The 18,572-nt window shown below is 62.5% G+C and carries 14 protein-coding genes; 5 read left to right on the top strand and 9 right to left on the bottom strand.

Annotated features, from left to right (window positions below; all coding sequences use genetic code 11):
- Positions 1-133: 133 nt before the first annotated feature.
- The 4 genes from MF4836_RS01315 to MF4836_RS01330 form a co-directional block, all read right to left on the bottom strand.
- Complete coding sequence (locus MF4836_RS01315) at positions 134-1,027, bottom strand: aminoglycoside phosphotransferase family protein (RefSeq protein WP_161955723.1); 894 nt, start codon at positions 1,025-1,027, stop codon at positions 134-136.
- Between the two features lie 101 nt (positions 1,028-1,128).
- On the bottom strand, positions 1,129-2,847 hold the full coding sequence (locus MF4836_RS01320) for a hydrogenase maturation protein (RefSeq protein ID WP_078468742.1): 1,719 nt from the start codon (positions 2,845-2,847) through the stop codon (positions 1,129-1,131).
- Positions 2,848-3,229: 382 nt separating this feature from the next.
- Positions 3,230-3,544: an SCP2 sterol-binding domain-containing protein gene (locus MF4836_RS01325; protein WP_020296906.1), complete on the bottom strand. Its 315-nt coding sequence runs from the start codon at positions 3,542-3,544 to the stop codon at positions 3,230-3,232.
- Positions 3,545-3,596: 52 nt separating this feature from the next.
- Positions 3,597-4,307, bottom strand: a complete 711-nt coding sequence (locus MF4836_RS01330) for a histidine phosphatase family protein (protein ID WP_078468743.1) — start codon at positions 4,305-4,307, stop codon at positions 3,597-3,599.
- A 205-nt stretch (positions 4,308-4,512) separates the two neighbouring features.
- Between MF4836_RS01330 and sohB the strand changes: the two genes are divergently transcribed.
- Positions 4,513-5,544, top strand: coding sequence for a protease SohB (gene sohB / locus MF4836_RS01335; protein ID WP_078468744.1), 1,032 nt, complete (start codon positions 4,513-4,515; stop codon positions 5,542-5,544).
- A 102-nt stretch (positions 5,545-5,646) separates the two neighbouring features.
- Here the strand turns inward: sohB and MF4836_RS01340 are convergent, their stop codons facing one another.
- Together MF4836_RS01340 and MF4836_RS01345 are read right to left on the bottom strand one after the other, a co-directional pair.
- Positions 5,647-6,141 (bottom strand): DUF934 domain-containing protein, encoded by a 495-nt coding sequence (locus MF4836_RS01340; protein ID WP_020296903.1) that lies wholly within the window; start codon positions 6,139-6,141, stop codon positions 5,647-5,649.
- Positions 6,125-7,783: a nitrite/sulfite reductase gene (locus MF4836_RS01345; protein WP_078468745.1), complete on the bottom strand. Its 1,659-nt coding sequence runs from the start codon at positions 7,781-7,783 to the stop codon at positions 6,125-6,127. Before MF4836_RS01345 ends, MF4836_RS01340 begins: the two co-directional genes overlap by 17 nt.
- 483 nt (positions 7,784-8,266) lie before the next feature.
- On the opposite strand from MF4836_RS01345, the gene MF4836_RS01350 reads away from it, so the two are divergent.
- The gene (locus MF4836_RS01350) at positions 8,267-9,352 is read left to right on the top strand and encodes an ABC transporter substrate-binding protein (protein WP_078469132.1); all 1,086 of its coding nucleotides are present in this window, start codon (positions 8,267-8,269) and stop codon (positions 9,350-9,352) included.
- Between the two features lie 7 nt (positions 9,353-9,359).
- Here MF4836_RS01350 and MF4836_RS01355 read toward each other — a convergent pair whose 3' ends face one another.
- Together MF4836_RS01355 and metH are read right to left on the bottom strand one after the other, a co-directional pair.
- Complete coding sequence (locus MF4836_RS01355) at positions 9,360-9,578, bottom strand: DUF2970 domain-containing protein (protein ID WP_078468746.1); 219 nt, start codon at positions 9,576-9,578, stop codon at positions 9,360-9,362.
- Between the two features lie 128 nt (positions 9,579-9,706).
- On the bottom strand, positions 9,707-13,417 hold the full coding sequence (metH, locus tag MF4836_RS01360) for a methionine synthase (protein ID WP_078468747.1): 3,711 nt from the start codon (positions 13,415-13,417) through the stop codon (positions 9,707-9,709).
- 154 nt (positions 13,418-13,571) lie between these two features.
- On the opposite strand from metH, the gene MF4836_RS01365 reads away from it, so the two are divergent.
- The 3 genes from MF4836_RS01365 to nfuA all read left to right on the top strand — a co-directional run bounded on the left by MF4836_RS01365 (position 13,572) and on the right by nfuA (position 17,630).
- On the top strand, positions 13,572-15,866 hold the full coding sequence (locus MF4836_RS01365) for a fatty acid cis/trans isomerase (protein WP_078468748.1): 2,295 nt from the start codon (positions 13,572-13,574) through the stop codon (positions 15,864-15,866).
- A gap of 87 nt (positions 15,867-15,953) precedes the next feature.
- Positions 15,954-16,988 (top strand): acyltransferase family protein, encoded by a 1,035-nt coding sequence (locus MF4836_RS01370; protein ID WP_078468749.1) that lies wholly within the window; start codon positions 15,954-15,956, stop codon positions 16,986-16,988.
- 57 nt (positions 16,989-17,045) lie between these two features.
- Positions 17,046-17,630, top strand: coding sequence for a Fe-S biogenesis protein NfuA (gene nfuA, locus MF4836_RS01375; protein WP_078468750.1), 585 nt, complete (start codon positions 17,046-17,048; stop codon positions 17,628-17,630).
- A gap of 185 nt (positions 17,631-17,815) precedes the next feature.
- Here nfuA and cobM read toward each other — a convergent pair whose 3' ends face one another.
- Positions 17,816-18,562, bottom strand: coding sequence for a precorrin-4 C(11)-methyltransferase (gene cobM, locus MF4836_RS01380; RefSeq protein WP_078468751.1), 747 nt, complete (start codon positions 18,560-18,562; stop codon positions 17,816-17,818).
- Positions 18,563-18,572: the final 10 nt, after the last annotated feature.

An 18,572-nucleotide genomic window follows, 5' to 3' on the forward strand; every position in this document is an offset into this window, starting at 1 on the left:
TCATTCCTTAAGATTTTCCAATGGCGTCTTTCGTGCTCAAAGCCCTGCGCCGGGCAAAACCATAGCAGCTGTTTTCTTCTCTGCGATCAAAAAAACGGGTGCGACCGGGTCATGGCCGCAGCGGATGTGGCGCTTATTGGCCGTACCAGCGAGGCACAACACTGGAAAAACCGGCGAAGTCCTCCCAGACCTTTTGCGTGCGTTGCAGGCTGGCGTGGATTTGCTCTTCGCCGAAGGCCATGGCCCAGATCACGCTGAAGAAGGTATCGAACGCGACGTAGAACGCCATGCGGGTGAAGAACCCAGGGTCGGCGTTGCCCGCGCAGTAGCCGTCGATCTGGCCGCGGGCGAAGTCGCTGCTGAGGTTGCAGGAAAACAGCGCCAGCCTGTTGAAGTCTCGCGCCGGATCGCCAAGACGACAGCGGTTGAAATCGATGATCGACAATTGGTCATCGGCGCCCACGATCATGTTGTTCAGGTGATAGTCGCCGTGCAGAAACACCCGCGGCGCGTCTGCCAGCAGATGAAAGTGCTGCTCGATAAATGGCAGGAAGTCTTGCTCATGGGCCACTTGATAGCCGCAGCTCCGGTACTGTTCGAGCTTTTTAAGGTAGAGGGCACGCATCTGCTGTTCGGCGTTCTCGGTGCCTGGAGGCACAGCAACGCTGTGTATCTGCTGGAGTATCCGACCGGCTTGCAGGCCCAGTTCATGACAGGCAGCGGCCGGACGCTCGGCAACCCAGTGCGCGCCATCCTGGCCTTCGATCCATGACAACAGCGAGTAGACCTGGCGCCCTGAATCAAACAGGCCAAAGGCCAATGGCTGGGACATGGCGATGCCCTGTGCCGCCAGGTGTTGGGTCCACTGGAACTCGTGGTGCTTGCTGGTGTGCTGGGCGGCGTCGCTGGTGCGCAAGAGCAGGTGCTGGCCCTGTGCATCGACGATGTGAAAGATCCGATCGCTGGACCAGCCCAGGGTCTGTTCTTCGATGCTGCGCCACGTGGAATGGCCGGGAATGTCGTGCATATCGCCTCCTGGCAAACAGCTGCCGCCCCAGTGGGGCGGCAACAAAAAGGCGGCGATATTACGTGGCCTGGCGCTGCATTGAAAGCCGCCGGTCAGGCGGCTCAGCCCACCAATGCCACCTCCCGGGGTTGCGCCCAGTCTTCGATCAAGCGCTGCGGCGTGCAGCAGGTTTTGCGCTTGTAGACGAATGCCGCGCATTTTTCGGCGAAGCCTTTGCGGTTGTGCACCATGTCCTGGTGCATTTCCTCCAACTCGGTATTGCGGCAGTGCTGCATCAGTTGCGGGTCGGCCTGGGCCTTGCGCTCGCGGATGGCCTGGTAGCCGCTATCGCTCAGGGCGCTGTTGGCTCGTTGCAGCAGCCACAGGGCGAACTCGTCCGGGCAGCGCGGGCCGATCTCCTGCACCATGCCCATCTCCAGGGCCTGGAGGGTGCTGATGGGCAGGCATTCCTCGGTGAGCCGCTGGGCCATGGCCTGGCCCACGGTGCGGGGCAGGCTGTAGGTCCAGTATTCGGAGCCGAACAGGCCCATGGTCTTGTAATGCGGGTTGAGCACCACGTCAGACCGAGCCAGGACGATGTCCGCCGCCAGCCCCAGCATCAGGCCGCCGGCACCGGCGCTGCCGGTCAGGCCGCAGACCACCAGTTGCCGGGCGCTGAGCAGCTCCTGGCAGACGTCGTCGATCGCCTGGATGTTGGCCCAGGCTTCGAGGCCCGGTACGGGGGCGGCCTGGATCACGTTCAGGTGCACGCCGTTGCAAAAGGCGCCACGTCCGCCCTTGATCAGCAGCACCTGGGTGTTCTGTGCCTTGGCCCAGCGCAGAGCGCGGGTCAGGCGCTGGCATTGTTCGGTGCTCATGGCGCCGTTGTAGAAGTCGAAGGTCAGCTCGCCGACATTGCCTGACTCGCGGTAGCGAATCGGCTGATAGGCCTCATTGCACAAAGGCGAGTTTTCGATTGACCAGTCCAGGTGCGGCAGGCCCTCCAGATGCTGCGCCAGTACATGCCGCGCCGGGCGCTTGAAGGTCTCGGCACCGGGTGCTGCCTTGGGTTTGAGGGCGCCGATCCACAGGCTGTGGTCGCCGGCGGCCACCAGCACGGCGTCATCGTGCACGGCGAGCAGTTCCCCGGGTGTACCGCTGCGTGCATCCAGGTGGGCGTCATACAGGTAGTACTGGCCGCCGGCCAGGCTCGCCAGCACCCCTGGCTGGCCGTCGGCGGCATCGATGGAGCGCTTGATGAAGCGCGCGCAGTCGTGCCAGCTGAAGGTACGGTCGCTCTGCTTCATGTTGGGCTGCAAGCGGCCACGGACGTTGGGGTCCAGGTAGTTCAGGGGGATCGGGGTGAAGCCGCTGGTGAATTTTTTCACCACGTCCTCGATGCACTGCAACGCGGCGTCGCTGATCAGGCCGTTGTACAGCTCGGATTTACGCAGGTTGGCCGGCAGGGTGAATTCGTGGGTCGACCAGATCGGCCCGGCATCCATTTCTTCCACGGCTTGCAGGGCCGTGACGCCCCAGCGGCTGACCTCATTGGTAATCGCCCAGTCCAGGGCGCTGGCGCCACGGTCGCCAACGATCCCCGGGTGGATGATCACCAGCGGCCGTTGGGTATTGGCCCACAGTCGCTGCGGCACCCGGTCCTTGAGAAAGGGACAGATCACCAGGTCGGCGTTGGCGTCTTCGATCTGTTGGCAGACCGACTCTTCGTCGGTGAACAGCACCACGCTGGGGCGGTGCCCGGCCTGGCGCAGGCTCAGCCAGGCTCGTTGGGTCAGGCCGTTGAAGGCGCTGGACAGCAGAATGATCTTCAGTGATCCCATGGGGTGACTCTTCCTTGAGTGATAGGCACGACCGGTCGCTCCGATCAGCCGTCCCTGGCCTGTGATGGAGACGCCAGAGTAGAGACCTGCGCAAAACCGAAACTGACTGAGATCAATCAAGCGTGCCGCCAGCCAAACAAGGTGCCCGACGGTCATCCCGCAAACCCCGTAGCCGCTGCAGCCGCTGCCGAGGCACGAGGCTGCGCTGGCCCGTTTGGGCACCGTGACCTATCAGGCGCATTCGCGGCGTCGCGCAGGCCAGCGTCCGAACGCGGCCCGAGCCTGCGGCAGTGGCTACGGTCATTGCATTAATCGGTAGGGGCCAGAAACGACGAATCCCGCCACAGGGGCGGGATTCGGGTACAACCGGACCGCGAGGGTCTTAGGCTGGGAACAGCTCGCTCAGTTTCATGGCCAGCATCATGTCGCCTTCAGCGCGCAGTTTGCCGCCCATGAAGGCCTGCATGCCGTCGGTTTCGCCGCTGACGATGCCGTCCAGGGTTTCGCCGTCCATCACCAGGGTGACCTGGGCGTCAGGGTTTTCGCCTTCTTGCAGCTCGCAGGTGCTGTCTTTGACGATCAGCGAGAAGTTCTTGGTGTCATCGATACGGAAACCGAAAACCAGGTCCAGGCCGGCGGCGGCAGCTGGGTTGAACTTGGCTTTCATGGCTTGTACGGCGTCAGCTACGGAGGTCATGGTTCGATCCTTTTCTTGGGGTGATTACAGCAAGGGTCACAGTGAGCCGGGCTCATCGGAAAGTGATGAGTTCCGGGGCCTTCAACAGTTGCAGATGGGCATGACCGTTGAAGGAAGCCAGGGCCACCTCGCGCCCGCGGAACTTCAGCTGGTTGAGCGAGGTGTTGACGATTTGCCAATTCAGTTCGAAAGCCTGCCGGGCAGGCATCCGGGTAATCAGGTGGAGCAGGGCGGTAATGGTGCCGCCGGAGGTGAACACGGCGATCTTGTCACGGTTGTCGGCCTGTTCGAGGATGCGTTGCAGGCCGCCCTGGACCCGCTCGACAAACCCCAGCCAGCTTTCCAGCCCGGGTGGGTCATAGGTGCCGGCCAGCCAGCGCTCGATGATCAGGGCGAAGATGCGCTGGAACTCGGCGCGGTTCTGCGCGGCGTTGCGCAGGGTTTCCAGGGCGTTCGGCTCCTGGCTCAGCAGGTCGGGCAGCAGGGCGCGAATAATGGCGTCGGCGTCGAACTCGTTGAAGGCCGAGTCGATCTCCAGGGCCGGTGTCGGCAGGTCGGCGGCGAGCATTTGCTCGCGGGCTTCGTTGGCAGTGTGTTGCTGGCGGCGCAGATCACCCGATAGGCAGCGGTCGAAGCTCAGGCCCATTTGCGCCAGGTGTTGGCCGAGCACTTGCGCCTGGCGCACACCGTTGGGCGACAGAACGTCATAGTCGTCTGCACCAAAGGAGGCCTGGCCATGTCGAATCAAATAGATGCTGCCCACGTCCGCGTCATCCCGGCACGTTGAAAGTTTTGCGAGGTTATGAGGATGCCGTTGAGCTGTCAATGAAAAAACATACGCTTGTTTGAAATGATTGTTGGAGCTTGGTTACACAAGGTTTCGCGGCTGGTGGTGGACCGGCCGCGTCGGTATGCTGGCGTCCATTACGCCGCTCGTTGGCAGCGGCATAGGTGTTTAAGGAGTCGCTGTGGATTTTATTGCGGAGTACGCAAGTTTTCTGGCTAAAACCGTCACCCTGGTGGTGGCGATCCTGGTGGTGCTGATCACCGCGGCAGCCCTGCGCAGCAAAGGGCGGCGCAAGTCGGCCGGCCAGTTGCAGGTCAGCAAGCTCAATGACTTTTACAAGGGCCTGCGCGAGCGCCTGGAGCAGAGCCTGCTCGACAAGGACCAACTCAAGGCCTTGCGCAAGTCCCAGGGCAAGATCGAAAAAAGCCAGAAAAAACTGAAGAAGCAGCCCGAGGCCAAGTCCCGGGTATTCGTGCTGGACTTCAATGGCGACATCAAGGCCTCGGCCACTGAAAGCCTGCGCCACGAAATCACCGCCTTGCTCAGCCTGGCCACGCCCAAGGATGAAGTGGTGCTGCGCCTGGAAAGCGGCGGCGGCATGGTTCACAGCTACGGCCTGGCGTCCTCGCAACTGGCGCGTATCCGCCAGGCGGGCGTGCCCTTGACCGTGTGCATCGACAAGGTCGCGGCCAGCGGCGGCTACATGATGGCGTGCATCGGCGAGAAGATTATCAGCGCGCCGTTCGCCATCCTCGGCTCGATTGGCGTGGTGGCGCAGTTGCCCAACGTCAACCGCCTGTTGAAGAAGCACGACATCGACTTTGAAGTGCTGACCGCCGGCGAATACAAGCGCACCCTGACCGTGTTTGGCGAAAACACCGAGAAGGGCCGGGAGAAGTTCCAGGAAGACCTGGACATCACCCACCAGCTGTTCAAGAACTTCGTGTCCCGCTACCGCCCGCAACTGGCCATCGATGAAGTGGCCACCGGCGAAGTCTGGCTGGGCGTGGCGGCGCAAGAGAAGTTGCTGGTGGACGAGTTGCAGACCAGCGACGAATACCTGGCCGACAAGGCCAAGAGCGCCGAGGTGTTCCACCTGCACTATGCCGAGCGCAAGAGCCTGCAGGAGCGGGTGGGGCTGGCGGCCAGCGGTTCCATTGACCGCGTGCTGCTGACCTGGTGGAGCCGCCTGACCCAGCAACGCTTCTGGTAAACCGCGGAGGGCGGTGCAACAGCCACCGCCATTTCCTGCAGCGCCGGATACAAAAAAGCCCTGAGCCGGTTTCCCGGTCCAGGGCTTTTTTATGCGCCAGGTTTAGCGGCGACGGAACAGCGGCAGCGGTTCGTCGGTGGCGGCCTGGTAGGTCACCGAGAAGTCCTTGAGGCTTTCCAGGGCTTCGTACGGGTCTTTGTCAGCGCGCAGGGCGTAGGCATCGAAACCGCAACGGTGCAGGTAGAACAGCTGATCGCGCAGCACGTCGCCGATGGCCCGCAGCTCGCCCTTGTAACCGTAGCGGTCACGCAGCAGGCGGGCGTTGGAGTAGTTGCGTCCGTCGGTGAAGGCCGGGAAGTTCAGGGCGATGACCTGGAACTGGTCGACGTCATCACCGATTTCCTCGGCTTCTTCTTCAGCGTCCAGCCACACGCCCAGACCGCCATCGCGGGCCTTGAGGGCGTGAGCGTGCTCGCGCCACAGTGCCAGCGGCACGATCAAGTCGTCGCAGTTGGAGATGCCATCGAGGGTCGCGTCCTTGGGCAGCAAGTGCCAGGTTTCGTCGACGACCTCGTTGTTCTTAATGATTCGCTGCATAGACACGCTCCTTGAAGAGGTCGATACCGATACGTTGGTAGGTGTCGATAAAGCGCTCGTCTTCGTTACGTTGTTCCACGTAGACGTCGATCAGCTTGGAGATCACATCCGGCATGGCGTCCTGGGCGAAGGACGGGCCGAGGATCTTGCCCAGGCTGGCATCGCGGCTGGCGCTGCCACCCAGGGACACTTGATAGAACTCTTCGCCTTTCTTGTCGACACCAAGGATGCCGATGTGGCCCACGTGGTGGTGACCACAGGCGTTCATGCACCCGGAGATGTTCAGGTCCAGTTCGCCGATGTCGAACAGGTAGTCCAGGTCGTCGAAGCGACGCTGGATGGATTCGGCGATCGGGATCGACTTGGCGTTGGCCAGGGAGCAGAAGTCGCCGCCCGGGCAGCAGATGATGTCGGTCAGCAGGCCGATGTTCGGCGTGGCGAAACCGCGTTCACGCAATTCGCCCCACATGGCGAACAACTGGCTCTGTTCAACGTCGGCCAGGATGATGTTCTGCTCGTGGGAGGTACGCAGTTGACCGAAGCTGTAGCGGTCGGCCAGGTCGGCCACGGCGTCCAGCTGTTTGTCGGTGAGGTCACCCGGGGCCACGCCGGTCGGTTTCAGCGACAGGGTCACCGCCACATAGCCCGGCTTCTTGTGGGCCAGGGTGTTGCGCGTGCGCCAGCGGGCGAAGCCTGGGTGCTGCTGGTCGAGTGCTGCCAGCTCGGCGGTTTGGTCTTCCAGGGCCTTGTAGTCCGGGTCGACGAAGTGTTTGGCCACGCGATGCACTTCGGCATCGGTCAGGGTGGTCTGGCCACCGCGCAGGTGCTCCATCTCTGCGTCGACTTTTTGCGCAAAGACTTCAGGAGTCAGGGCCTTGACCAGGATCTTGATCCGCGCCTTGTACTTGTTGTCACGACGGCCATAGCGGTTGTAGACCCGCAGGATCGCGTCGAGGTAGCTCAACAGGTCCTGCCACGGCAGGAACTCGTTGATAAAGGCGCCGACCACCGGGGTACGGCCCAGGCCGCCACCCACTAGTACGCGGAAGCCCAGCTCGCCAGCGGCGTTGTACACCGGCTCCAGGCCGATGTCGTGGACTTCGATGGCCGCGCGGTCCGAGGTCGAGCCGTTGATGGCGATCTTGAACTTGCGCGGCAGGTAGGCGAATTCCGGGTGGAAAGTGGTCCACTGGCGGACGATTTCGCACCAGGGGCGCGGGTCGATTACTTCGTCGGCAGCGACGCCGGCGAACTGGTCGGTGGTGACGTTGCGCAGGCAGTTGCCGCTGGTCTGGATCGCGTGCATCTGCACGGTGGCCAGCTCAGCCAGGATGTCCGGGATGTCTTCCAGGGCCGGCCAGTTGAACTGCACGTTCTGCCGGGTACTGATGTGGGCGTAGCCCTTGTCGTAGTCGCGAGCGATCTTGGCCATCATTCGCGTCTGGCGCGAAGTCAGCTGGCCATAAGGCACGGCGACCCGCAGCATCGGGGCAAAACGTTGGATATAGAGGCCATTCTGCAAGCGCAGAGGGCGGAATTCTTCTTCGCTCAGCTCGCCTGCCAGATAGCGTCGGGTCTGATCACGGAACTGCTTGACGCGGTCCTCGATGATTCGCTGATCGTACTCGTCGTATACGTACATATAGGTCCTGTTCTCAGGCTTATCAGGTAACCGGAGAGGCTGCGGTCACCTCAGCAATTCTGCGCGCACGGCCGCGCACTCCCAACGGAGCCGGCGCACGATACCAGTTTGCAGTTATGCGCAAAAGTGATGTTTGAGTATATGCAAAGAACTAAAACGACTAACGGTACAAGACCACATTTGTGGTAAGGGCAAAGCTGGTCTTAACTCTGCGGGAGTCTTCGAGCAGTCACCGATAAAACCGACAAGAGGCGATGCTATGAGCAATCCGACCAAGGCAAGGAAAACCGACAGCAGTGTCGATGCTTGGGCCATTCTGTTCCTGATCATTCTGGTGGTGGGAACGGCGGTGTTCTGGGTCAGTCATCAGTAGGTAACGGGCAGAAATAACCCGGATTGTCCGACAAAATCGACGATGTCACTGACAGTTGCCAGTATTTTGCCCGCTATAATGCGCGGCATTATCTTGGGGTTCGCGTGACGATGTTGAAGGTTTTGTGCAAGGGCTTGCTGCTGCTGAGTCTGCCGTTCTGGGCAGTGGCTCACGCCACTTCAGTGCTTTTTCTCAATCCGGGCACTTCCACGGAAACGTTCTGGGTCAATTATTCGCAATTCATGCAGGCCGCGGCCAAGGACCTCGGCCTGGATTTGCGTGTGCGTTATTCCGAGCGCAACCCCGGCAACACCCTCAGCCAAGCCCGTGAGGCGCTGCAGGGCGACCAACGGCCGGACTACCTGATCCTGGTCAACGAGCAATATGTCGCGCCGGAGATCCTGCGCCTGTCCCAGGGCAGCGGGGTCAAGCTGTTTATCGTCAACAGCGTGCTCACCCCCGACCAGTTGCGTTTGCTCAACGAGCGCAATGACCAGCGCTCGGAGTGGATCGGCAGCCTGGTGGCCGACGATGAAAAGGCCGGCTATCAGACGCTCAAGGAACTGATCCGCCAGCATGGCCCGGTTGCGCCGGGGCAAACCGTTGATCTGCTGGCGTTCTCCGGGATGAAAATCACCCCGGCCTCGCAATTGCGCGAGCAGGGCCTGCATCGGGCGCTGGCTGAACACCCCGAGGTGCGCCTGCGCCAACTGGTGTACGGCGAATGGACCCGGCAGCGGGCCTATGAGCAGGCCCAGCAGTTGCTCAAGCGCTACCCGCACACAGCGTTGATCTGGTCGGCAAACGATGAGATGGCGCTGGGTGCCATGGCCGCCGCGCAAGAACTCAAGCACCAGCCGGGCAAGGATGTGTTGTTCAGTGCGGTCAACAGTTCGCCCCAGGCCTTGCAGGCGCTATTGGACGGACGCTTGAGCGCCTTGAGTGCCGGGCATTTCACCCTGGGAGGCTGGGCCCTGGTGTTGCTGCACGATTATGAGCAGGGAGTGGACATGACCCGGCACGGCGGCCCGTTCTGGCAGGTGGGGTTGTTTCAACTGATCGACAAGCCCCTGGCCAGGCGCCTGCTGGCCGTGCAGGCGACCCAGGACTACGGCATCAACTTCCGGGCGCTTTCGGCCAAGGGCAAACCGGACAGTTATCGCTACCCGTTTGACCTGCAAATGCTGATGCGCTGACGCGCGTTCAGATCCCCGCCAGGTGCAGCACCAGCTTGACGATGCCGAACAGGGTCAAGGCAAATACCGCAGTGAACAGGATGCCCATCGCCACGAAGTGGCTGGGCTTGCCGTGGGTGAAATCCCGGGCGCGGTTTTTGCCGCTCTGCACGCCGAACGCCGCCGCTACCACGCTGTGCAGCATCTGCCAGAAGGTCGGCGGCTTGTCATTGATTGGGTCGTCCATAAATCCCTCGACACAGGTGTGTGTGCAAAGAGCATAGACAATCTGGCCAAGGGCGAGCCGGCTATCCCCGGGCCAATCTCGCCCGGTGATAGCCGGCGCTCACCCCATGAGCGGCCGGAGGGCGGGTATCAGTTGTCGTAACCCAGGTTGGGTGCCAGCCAGCGCTCGGTCACGGCCAGGTCCTGGCCTTTGCGCGCGGTGTAGCTCTGCACCTGGTCCTTGTCGACCTTGCCCACGGCGAAGTACTGCGCCTGCGGGTGGGCGAAGTACCAGCCGCTGACCGCCGCGGCCGGGAACATGGCGTAGTGCTCGGTGAGGAACACGCCGCTGCGGCCGGCATGCATTTCGTGGGCCTCTGGGTCGAGCAGCTGGAACAACTGGGCTTTTTCGGTGTGATCCGGGCACGCCGGGTAACCCGGGGCAGGGCGGATGCCGATGTACTGTTCCTTGATCAGCGCCTCGTTATCCAGTTGTTCGTCCTTGGCGTAGCCCCAGTGTTCTTTACGCACCTGCTGGTGCAGCCACTCGGCGCAGGCTTCGGCCAGGCGGTCGGCCAGGGCCTTGACCATGATCGAGTTGTAGTCGTCGCCGGCATCCTGGTAAGCCTTGGCCACTTCTTCGGCGCCGATACCGGCGGTGGTGATGAAACCCCCGATGTAGTCGGTCACGCCGCTGTCCTTGGGCGCCACGAAGTCGGCCAGGGAGAAGTTCGGCTTGCCGTCGGTCTTGATGATCTGCTGGCGCAGGTGATGCAGGCGCGCCAGGGGCTGGCCGTCATCGCCGTAGACTTCCAGGTCATCGTCCTGCACCTGGTTGGTCGGCCAGAAGCCGAACACCGCACGGGCGCTGATGAGTTTTTCGTCGATCAGCTTCTTGAGCATTTCCTGGGCGTCGGCGTACAGCGCGGTGGCTGCCTCACCAACCACTTCATCGGTCAGGATGCGCGGGAACTTGCCGGCCAGGTCCCAGGAGATAAAGAACGGGGTCCAGTCGATGTACTCGGCCAGTACCTTGAGGTCGATGTTGTCCAGTACCTTGGCGCCGGTGAACGTCGGTTTGACCGGCTGGTAGCTGCTCCAGTCGAACTGCGGCTTCTTGGCGATGGCCGCCGGGTAGCTCAGGCGTTCGGTGCGGGCGCTGCGGTTGGCGGTGCGCTCGCGCACTTCCACGTATTCTTCCCGGGTCTTCTGCACGAAGCCGGCCTTGAGCTCTTTGGACAGCAGCTGAGTGGCCACGCCCACCGCGCGCGAGGCGTCGGTCACGTAGACCACTGCGTCGTTGCTGTACTTGGGTTCGATCTTCACCGCGGTGTGGGCCCTGGAGGTGGTGGCGCCACCGATCATCAGCGGCAGGTGGAAGTCCTGGCGCTGCATTTCACGGGCGACGTGTACCATTTCGTCCAGGGACGGGGTGATCAGGCCGGAGAGGCCGATGATGTCGCACTTCTGCTCCTTGGCCACCTGCAGGATCTTCTCCGCCGGCACCATCACCCCCAGGTCGACGATGTCATAGCCGTTGCAACCCAGGACCACGCCGACGATGTTCTTGCCGATGTCGTGCACGTCGCCCTTGACCGTGGCCATGAGGATCTTGCCCTTGGCTTCCGGCTTGTCGCCTTTTTCCAGCTCGATGAAGGGAATCAGGTGGGCCACCGCCTGTTTCATCACCCGCGCCGATTTCACCACCTGGGGCAGGAACATTTTGCCGGCGCCGAACAGGTCGCCGACGATGTTCATGCCGGACATCAGCGGGCCTTCGATCACTTCGATCGGGCGGCTGAAGGACAGGCGCGACTCTTCGGTGTCTTCGACGATGTGGGTGGTGATGCCCTTGACCAGGGCGTGCTCGAGGCGCTTGTTGACCTCCCAGCCGCGCCATTCCTCGGTCTCGGCTTCCTTGACGCTGCCGTCGCCCTTGTACTTGTCGGCGATCGCCAGCAGGGCGTCGGTGCCGTTAGGCGTGCGGTTGAGCACCACGTCTTCCACGGCGTCGCGCAGCTCGGCCGGGATCTGGTCGTAGATCTCCAGCTGGCCGGCGTTGACGATACCCATGGTCAGGCCGTTGCGGATCGCATACAGCAGGAACACCGAGTGAATTGCCTCGCGCACCGGGTTGTTGCCGCGGAACGAGAACGACACGTTGGACACGCCACCCGAGGTCAGCGCATACGGCAGCTCGTCGCGGATATAGGCGCAGGCGTTGATGAAGTCCACGGCGTAGTTGTTGTGTTCTTCGATGCCGGTGGCCACGGCGAAGATGTTCGGGTCGAAGATGATGTCTTCCGGGGGGAAGCCCACGTCATTGACCAGGATGTCGTAGGAGCGCTTGCAGATTTCCTTCTTGCGCGCCTCGGTGTCGGCCTGGCCGGCTTCGTCGAAGGCCATCACCACCACGGCGGCGCCGTAGCGTTTGCACAGCTTGGCGTGGTGAATGAACTGCTCGACGCCTTCTTTCATGCTGATGGAGTTGACGATGCCCTTGCCCTGGATGCACTTCAGGCCGGCCTCGATCACTTCCCACTTCGAGGAGTCGATCATGATCGGCACCCGCGAGATGTCCGGTTCGCCGGCAATCAGGTTGAGGAAGGTGACCATCGCCTTCTTCGAGTCCAGCATCCCTTCGTCCATGTTGATGTCGATCACCTGGGCGCCGGCTTCGACCTGTTGCAGGGCGACTTCCAGGGCTTCGGTGTAGTTGTCTTCACGGATCAGGCGGGCGAATTTGGCGGAGCCGGTGATGTTGGTGCGCTCGCCGACGTTGACGAACAACGAGCTGCGATCGATGGTGAACGGCTCCAGGCCCGACAGGCGGCAGGCTTTGGGAATGTCCGGGATCGCCCGCGGCGCGTAGCCGGCCACGGCCTTGGCGATGGCTTCGATGTGGCCCGGGGTGGTGCCGCAGCAGCCGCCGACGATGTTGAGGAAGCCGCTTTGGGCGAATTCCTCGATGACCTTGGCGGTTTCTTCCGGCAGTTCGTCGTATTCGCCGAATTCGTTGGGCAGGCCGGCGTTGGGGTGCGCCGAAACATGGGTGTTGGCCTTGTTCGACAGCTCTTCCAGGTACGGGCGCAGTTCGCTGGCACCGAGGGCGCAGTTGAGGCCGACCGAGATCGGCTTGGCGTGGGCCACGGAGTTCCAGAAGGCTTCGGTGGTCTGGCCGGACAGCGTGCGGCCGGAGGCGTCGGTGATGGTGCCGGAGATCATGATCGGCAACTCGAAGCCCAACTCGTCGAACACCCCTTGCACGGCGAAGATCGCCGCCTTGGCGTTGAGGGTGTCGAAGATGGTTTCGATCAGGATCAGGTCGGCGCCGCCTTCGATCAAGCCCCGGGTGGCTTCGGTGTAGTTTTCCACCAGCTCATCGAAGGTCACGTTGCGGTAGCCGGGGTTGTTGACGTCCGGCGACAGCGAGCAAGTGCGGCTGGTCGGCCCGATCACGCCGGCGACGAAACGCGGCTTGTCCGGGGTTTCCAGGGTCTTGGCGTCGGCCACCTTGCGTGCCAGGCGTGCACCTTCGACGTTCAGCTCGTAGGCCAGGCCCTGCATGCCGTAATCGGCCAGGGACACCTGGGTGGCGTTGAAGGTGTTGGTTTCCAGGATGTCGGCGCCGGCGTCGAGGTAGGCCTTCTCGATGGAGCCGATCACGTCCGGGCGCGTCAGCACCAGCAGGTCGTTGTTGCCCTTGACGTCGCTTGGCCAGTCGGCGAAGCGCTTGCCACGGTAGTCCTGCTCCTCGAGCTTGTAGCTCTGGATCATGGTGCCCATGCCGCCATCGAGAATCAGGATGCGCTCTTTGAGAGCTTGCTGGAGGGCTTGAAGGCGAGCACTGCGATCGGACATGGGGACTACCTGGTAAGGCCATTGCGAAGGGCGGCGATCATAGCAAACCTGTGCGCTATTGGAGCATGTGCTGCTTTTGCATGAATATCGCTCATGTTGATATCAGCCTGACCTCGGTAGAATTGCGCGGTTTTCTACGCCCAGGACCAGAGACATGCCGTATCGCGTCAGTATCAGCGCGTTTTTATTACTGCTGATAAGCAGCACCACGCAGGCAGAGACTCCGGTTCCCGCGCTCTCTTACACCCGCGACATCCAGCCGATTTTCACCGAGAAGTGCGTGGCCTGCCATGCCTGCTATGACTCCGCCTGTCAGCTCAACCTGGGCAGTGCCGAGGGCGCAGCCCGGGGCGCGTCGAAAGTCCCGGTCTACGACGGTGAGCGGCGCCAGGCCCAGGCGCCGACCCGGCTGTTCTACGACGCGTTCGGCAAGGCCGCCTGGCAGCGCAAGGACTTTTATTCGGTGCTCGACGCCCAGGGCAGCCAGGCGGCGCTGATGGCGCGCATGCTGGAGCTGGGGCACAACACCCCATTGCAACCCAATGCCAAGCTGCCGGAGGACATCGTCCTGGGCCTGAACCGGGAAAACATGTGCCCGCAGCCCGGCGAATTCGACGCCTATGCCGGTGCCCATCCCAAAGAAGGCATGCCGCTGGCGGTGACCGGCCTTACCGATCAGCAGTACCAGACCCTGCAGCGCTGGTTGGCGTCCGGAGCGCCGATCGACCAGCAGGGCCTGGCCCCCAGCGCCCGCGAAGCGATGCAGGTGCTGCAATGGGAAGGCTTGTTAAACGCCCCCGGCGCCCGGGAAAGCCTGGTGGCACGCTGGTTGTTCGAGCACTTGTTCCTGGCCCATATCTACTTCGAGGACGGTGAGCCGGGGCATTTCTTCCAGTGGGTGCGTTCGCGCACGCCCAGCGGCCAGCCCATCGACCTGATCAACACTCGGCGCCCCAACGATGACCCGGGGACCCAGGTCTATTACCGCCTGTGGCCGGTGCAGGGGGTGATCGTGCACAAGACCCACATTACCTACCCGCTGAGCGCGGCGAAGATGGCCCGGGTCAAGAGTCTGTTCTACAGCGGGGACTGGCAGGTCACGGCCTTGCCCGGTTACGGACCGACGCGCCGGGCCAACCCGTTCGAGACCTTCGAGGCGATCCCGGCCAAGGCCCGCTATCAGTTCATGCTGGATAACGCTGAGTACTTCGTACGCACCTTTATCCGCGGCCCGGTGTGCCGGGGACAGATCGCCACCGATGTGATCCGCGACAATTTCTGGGCGTTGTTCCAGGCGCCGGAACATGACCTGTACATCACCGATCCGGCGTACCGGGGCCAGGCCACGCCGCTGCTGGCGATGCCCGGGCAGAACGACGATGTCGGCAGTGTGCTGAGCCTGTGGCTGGCTTACCGCGACAAGCGCAATGACTACGAGGCCCTGCGCCGCGACTCCTATGCCGATTCGCCAGCGCCGAGCTGGTCGAGCCTGTGGGCCGGCAACGACAACGCCTTGCTGAGTATTTTCCGCCACTTCGACAGCGCCTCGGTGACCAAGGGCCTGATCGGCGAGGTGCCGCAGACGATGTGGCTGTTCGACTACCCGTTGCTGGAGCGTACGTACTACCAGTTGGCGGTGAATTTCCACGTGTTCGGCAACGTCTCGCACCAGGCCCAGACCCGGCTGTACTTCGATTTGATCCGCAACGGCGCGGAGCAGAACTTCCTGCGCCTGATGCCTGCCGGCACCCGCGAGGATTTCCTCGATGACTGGTACCAGAGCAGCGGCAAATTCAAGATGTGGCTGGATTACGAGTCCATCGACGACGACAAGCGCAGCGCCTTGAAGCTCGACGAAAAAGACCCGAAACGCGATTTTGCCAAGCAATTGCTGGCGCGTTATGGCGACCTCAATGCTCGGCCGGACCCGATCAACCGCTGTGATAGCGCCTATTGTTCCCGGCCCGGCATCGACCCGCAGCTGCAGGATGCCGAACAGGCCCTGAGCCGCCTGACCTCGCGTCCGGCCGCCGGGCTCAAGGTCATCGATCAGTTGCCCGAGGCCAGCCTGCTGCGCATCCAGACCCGCAGCGGGCAGCGGGTGTTCTACAGCCTGTTGCGCAACCGGGCCCACAGTAATGTGGCGTTCATGCTGGGTGAGCAGCTGCGTTATCAGCCGGGGCTGGACACCTTGACCCTCTATCCGGGCGTGCTCAGCAGCTACCCGAACTTCATCTTCAATATCCCCGCCGATCAGGTGCCGGAGTTCGTCACCGCGATGGAGAACGCCAAGGACGCCCATCGCTTCGAGAAGATTGTCGAGCGCTGGGGAATCCGCCGCAGCCATCCGCAGTTCTGGCAGTATTTCCATGACCAGACCCGCTTTCTTGAAGAAACCGACCCGGTGGAAGCGGGTGTGCTGGACATGAATCGCTACGAGAATCTTTGATCGACCTTTGCCCGCTGCCTGCGGTCCCAAGCTTTAGGCGCCTGAGTGGTTCAGGCGCTGTCGGGGCTGGCTGGGGAGGGCACGAGGATGTTGATTTCGGTACAGGCGCTGCGGGCGCTGGCCGCCTGGACGGTGGTCTGCCACCACTTCATGCAGATTTTTTTCGACTTCCACGCCAGCAGCGCCCTGGGTCAATTGTTTATCGACAAGGGCGCGGTGGGGGTCGATATCTTCTTTGTCATCAGCGGGCTGGTGATCTTCCTGTCGACTGAAAACAAGGACTTGCCCCCCGGGCGTTTCCTGATGTACCGGCTGTTTCGGATTGTCCCGGCCTATTGGCTGTACACGCTGCTGATGGGGCTGCTGGTGGTGTTTGCGCGGCCGGCGTTCGCCGATCAGAGCGTCGACTGGTGGCACTTGCTGCTGTCGCTGCTGTTTATCCCGACCCAGAACCCGGGTGGGTATGGCATCTACCCGACCCTGAACGTGGGCTGGACCCTGAACTACGAAATGCTGTTTTACCTGCTGTTCGCCTGGACGTTGCTGTTCCGCCTGCACCTGCGGTTGCTGATCGTCGCGGCGCTGCTGTTTGCCGTGAGCCAGGCCTGGACCGGGTTTGGCTGGGTCAGCGATTTTTATCGCTCGGACATCGTCTATGAGTTTTTGCTGGGGATCGGCCTGGGCATGCTCTATCGCCGAGGCTGGATCAAGCCCGGGCTGTGGCTGCCGCTGCTGCTGATCGGCGGCGCGCTGCTGGCGATCTACCAACTGCCACCGCAGCCGCGGGTGCTGGCCTGGGGCTTGCCGAGTGCCCTGATCGTGGCGTCGAGCATGGCGCTGGAGCGTTATTTCCAGCACAACCGCCTGCTCAAGGTGCTGGGAGACAGCTCGTACTCGGTGTACCTGATGCACGTGCTGGTGCTGTCCCTGGGGGGCTATGTGGCACAACGCTATGGCCTGAACCCCTACGCGGTATTTGCCGGGTGCGTGCTGATCATCGGCCTGGCCGCCTGGGGCAGCTACGAATGGGTGGAGAAGCGCAGCTATCAGTGGCTCAAACGCTGGGCCGACGCCCCGGCCGCTGCCCGCCCGGCCTTGGCGTTAACCCGACAAAAACCCTAGGACTTTGTACGGCGCGCCGATTGGCGTAAACTCCGCCCACGCCTGCGAGGAATTTCCATGACCGCTATTACCATTACCGACGCCGCCCACGATTACCTGGCTGATCTGCTCTCCAAGCAGAACACCCCGGGTATCGGGATCCGCGTCTTTATCACCCAGCCAGGAACTCAGTACGCCGAGACCTGCATCGCCTATTGCAAGCCGGGCGAAGAAAAACCCGAAGACAAGGCCATTGGCCTGAAGAGCTTCACCGCTTATATCGATTCGTTCAGCGAAGCCTTTCTCGATGATGCGGTGGTCGACTACGCCACCGACCGCATGGGCGGCCAGCTGACCATCAAGGCGCCCAATGCCAAGGTGCCAATGGTCAATGCCGATAGCCCGGTCAACGAGCGCATCAACTACTACCTGCAAACCGAGATCAACCCGGGGTTGGCCAGCCACGGCGGCCAGGTCAGCCTGATCGACGTGGTTGAAGACGGCATCGCCGTGCTGCAATTCGGCGGCGGCTGCCAGGGCTGCGGCCAGGCCGACGTGACCCTGAGGGAAGGCATCGAGCGCACGTTGCTCGAGCGTATCCCTGAGCTCAAGGGGGTCCGCGACGTGACCGACCACACGCAGAAAGAAAACGCCTACTACTAAGTAAGGCGTTCACTGCACCCAAAAAAAACGGCGCCCCGTGAGCGCCGTTTTTTTATGGGCCAGAAAAGGCGCCGTCAACCCCGGGCAAATGACTGTGCCGTGGGGGCGGGGAGCAGGTTTGTGGCGAGGGAGCTTGCTCCCGCTCGGCCGCAAAGCGGCTGCCCCCTCCCGTATCCCCGCGCGCCCTACGGGCGATACAAATGCGCATGCCCCGCGCGATACAGCGACGACTCACTGAAATGATCCGTCGCCAGCACCCGGCCTACCAGAATCAACGCCGTGCGGCGAAAACCCTTGGCTGTCACTTTCTGCTCGATGTCGTTCAGGGTGCCCAGCACCCAGTCCTGATCCGGCCAGGTGGCGCGATGGACCACGGCAATCGGGCAATCGGCGCCGTAGTGGGGCAGCAGTTCGGCGACGATTTTCTGCAGGTGGTTGACCCCCAGGTGAATCGCCATGGTCGCGCCATGCTGGGCCAGGCTGGAGAACTCCTCGCCAGGGGGCATCGCGGTCTTGTCGGCGTAGCGGGTCAGGATCACGCTTTGCGACACGTCCGGCAGGGTCAGCTCCGCTCCGAGCAACGCGGCGCAGGCGGCGGTGGCGGTGACCCCGGGGACGATTTCAAAGGGGATCTGCAATTGGCGCAGGTGGCGGATCTGCTCGCCGATGGCGCCATACAGGCTGGGGTCGCCGGAATGCACCCGGGCCACGTCCTGGCCCTTGGCGTGGGCGTTCTTGATCAGTTCGATGATCTGTTCCAGGTGCAACTCGGCGCTGTTGACCAGCAGTTCGGCGCTATGCCCCGCCAGCACCGCCTCGGGCACCAGGGAGCCGGCGTAGATAATCACCGGGCAGCGATGGATCAGCCGCTGGCCCTTGACGGTGATCAGCTCCGGGTCGCCGGGGCCGGCGCCGATAAAAAAGACGGTCATGGCTGTTTCC

Origin of the sequence: Pseudomonas sp. MF4836 (assembly GCF_002018875.1) — a bacterium.
Classification (GTDB): Bacteria; Pseudomonadota; Gammaproteobacteria; order Pseudomonadales; family Pseudomonadaceae; genus Aquipseudomonas.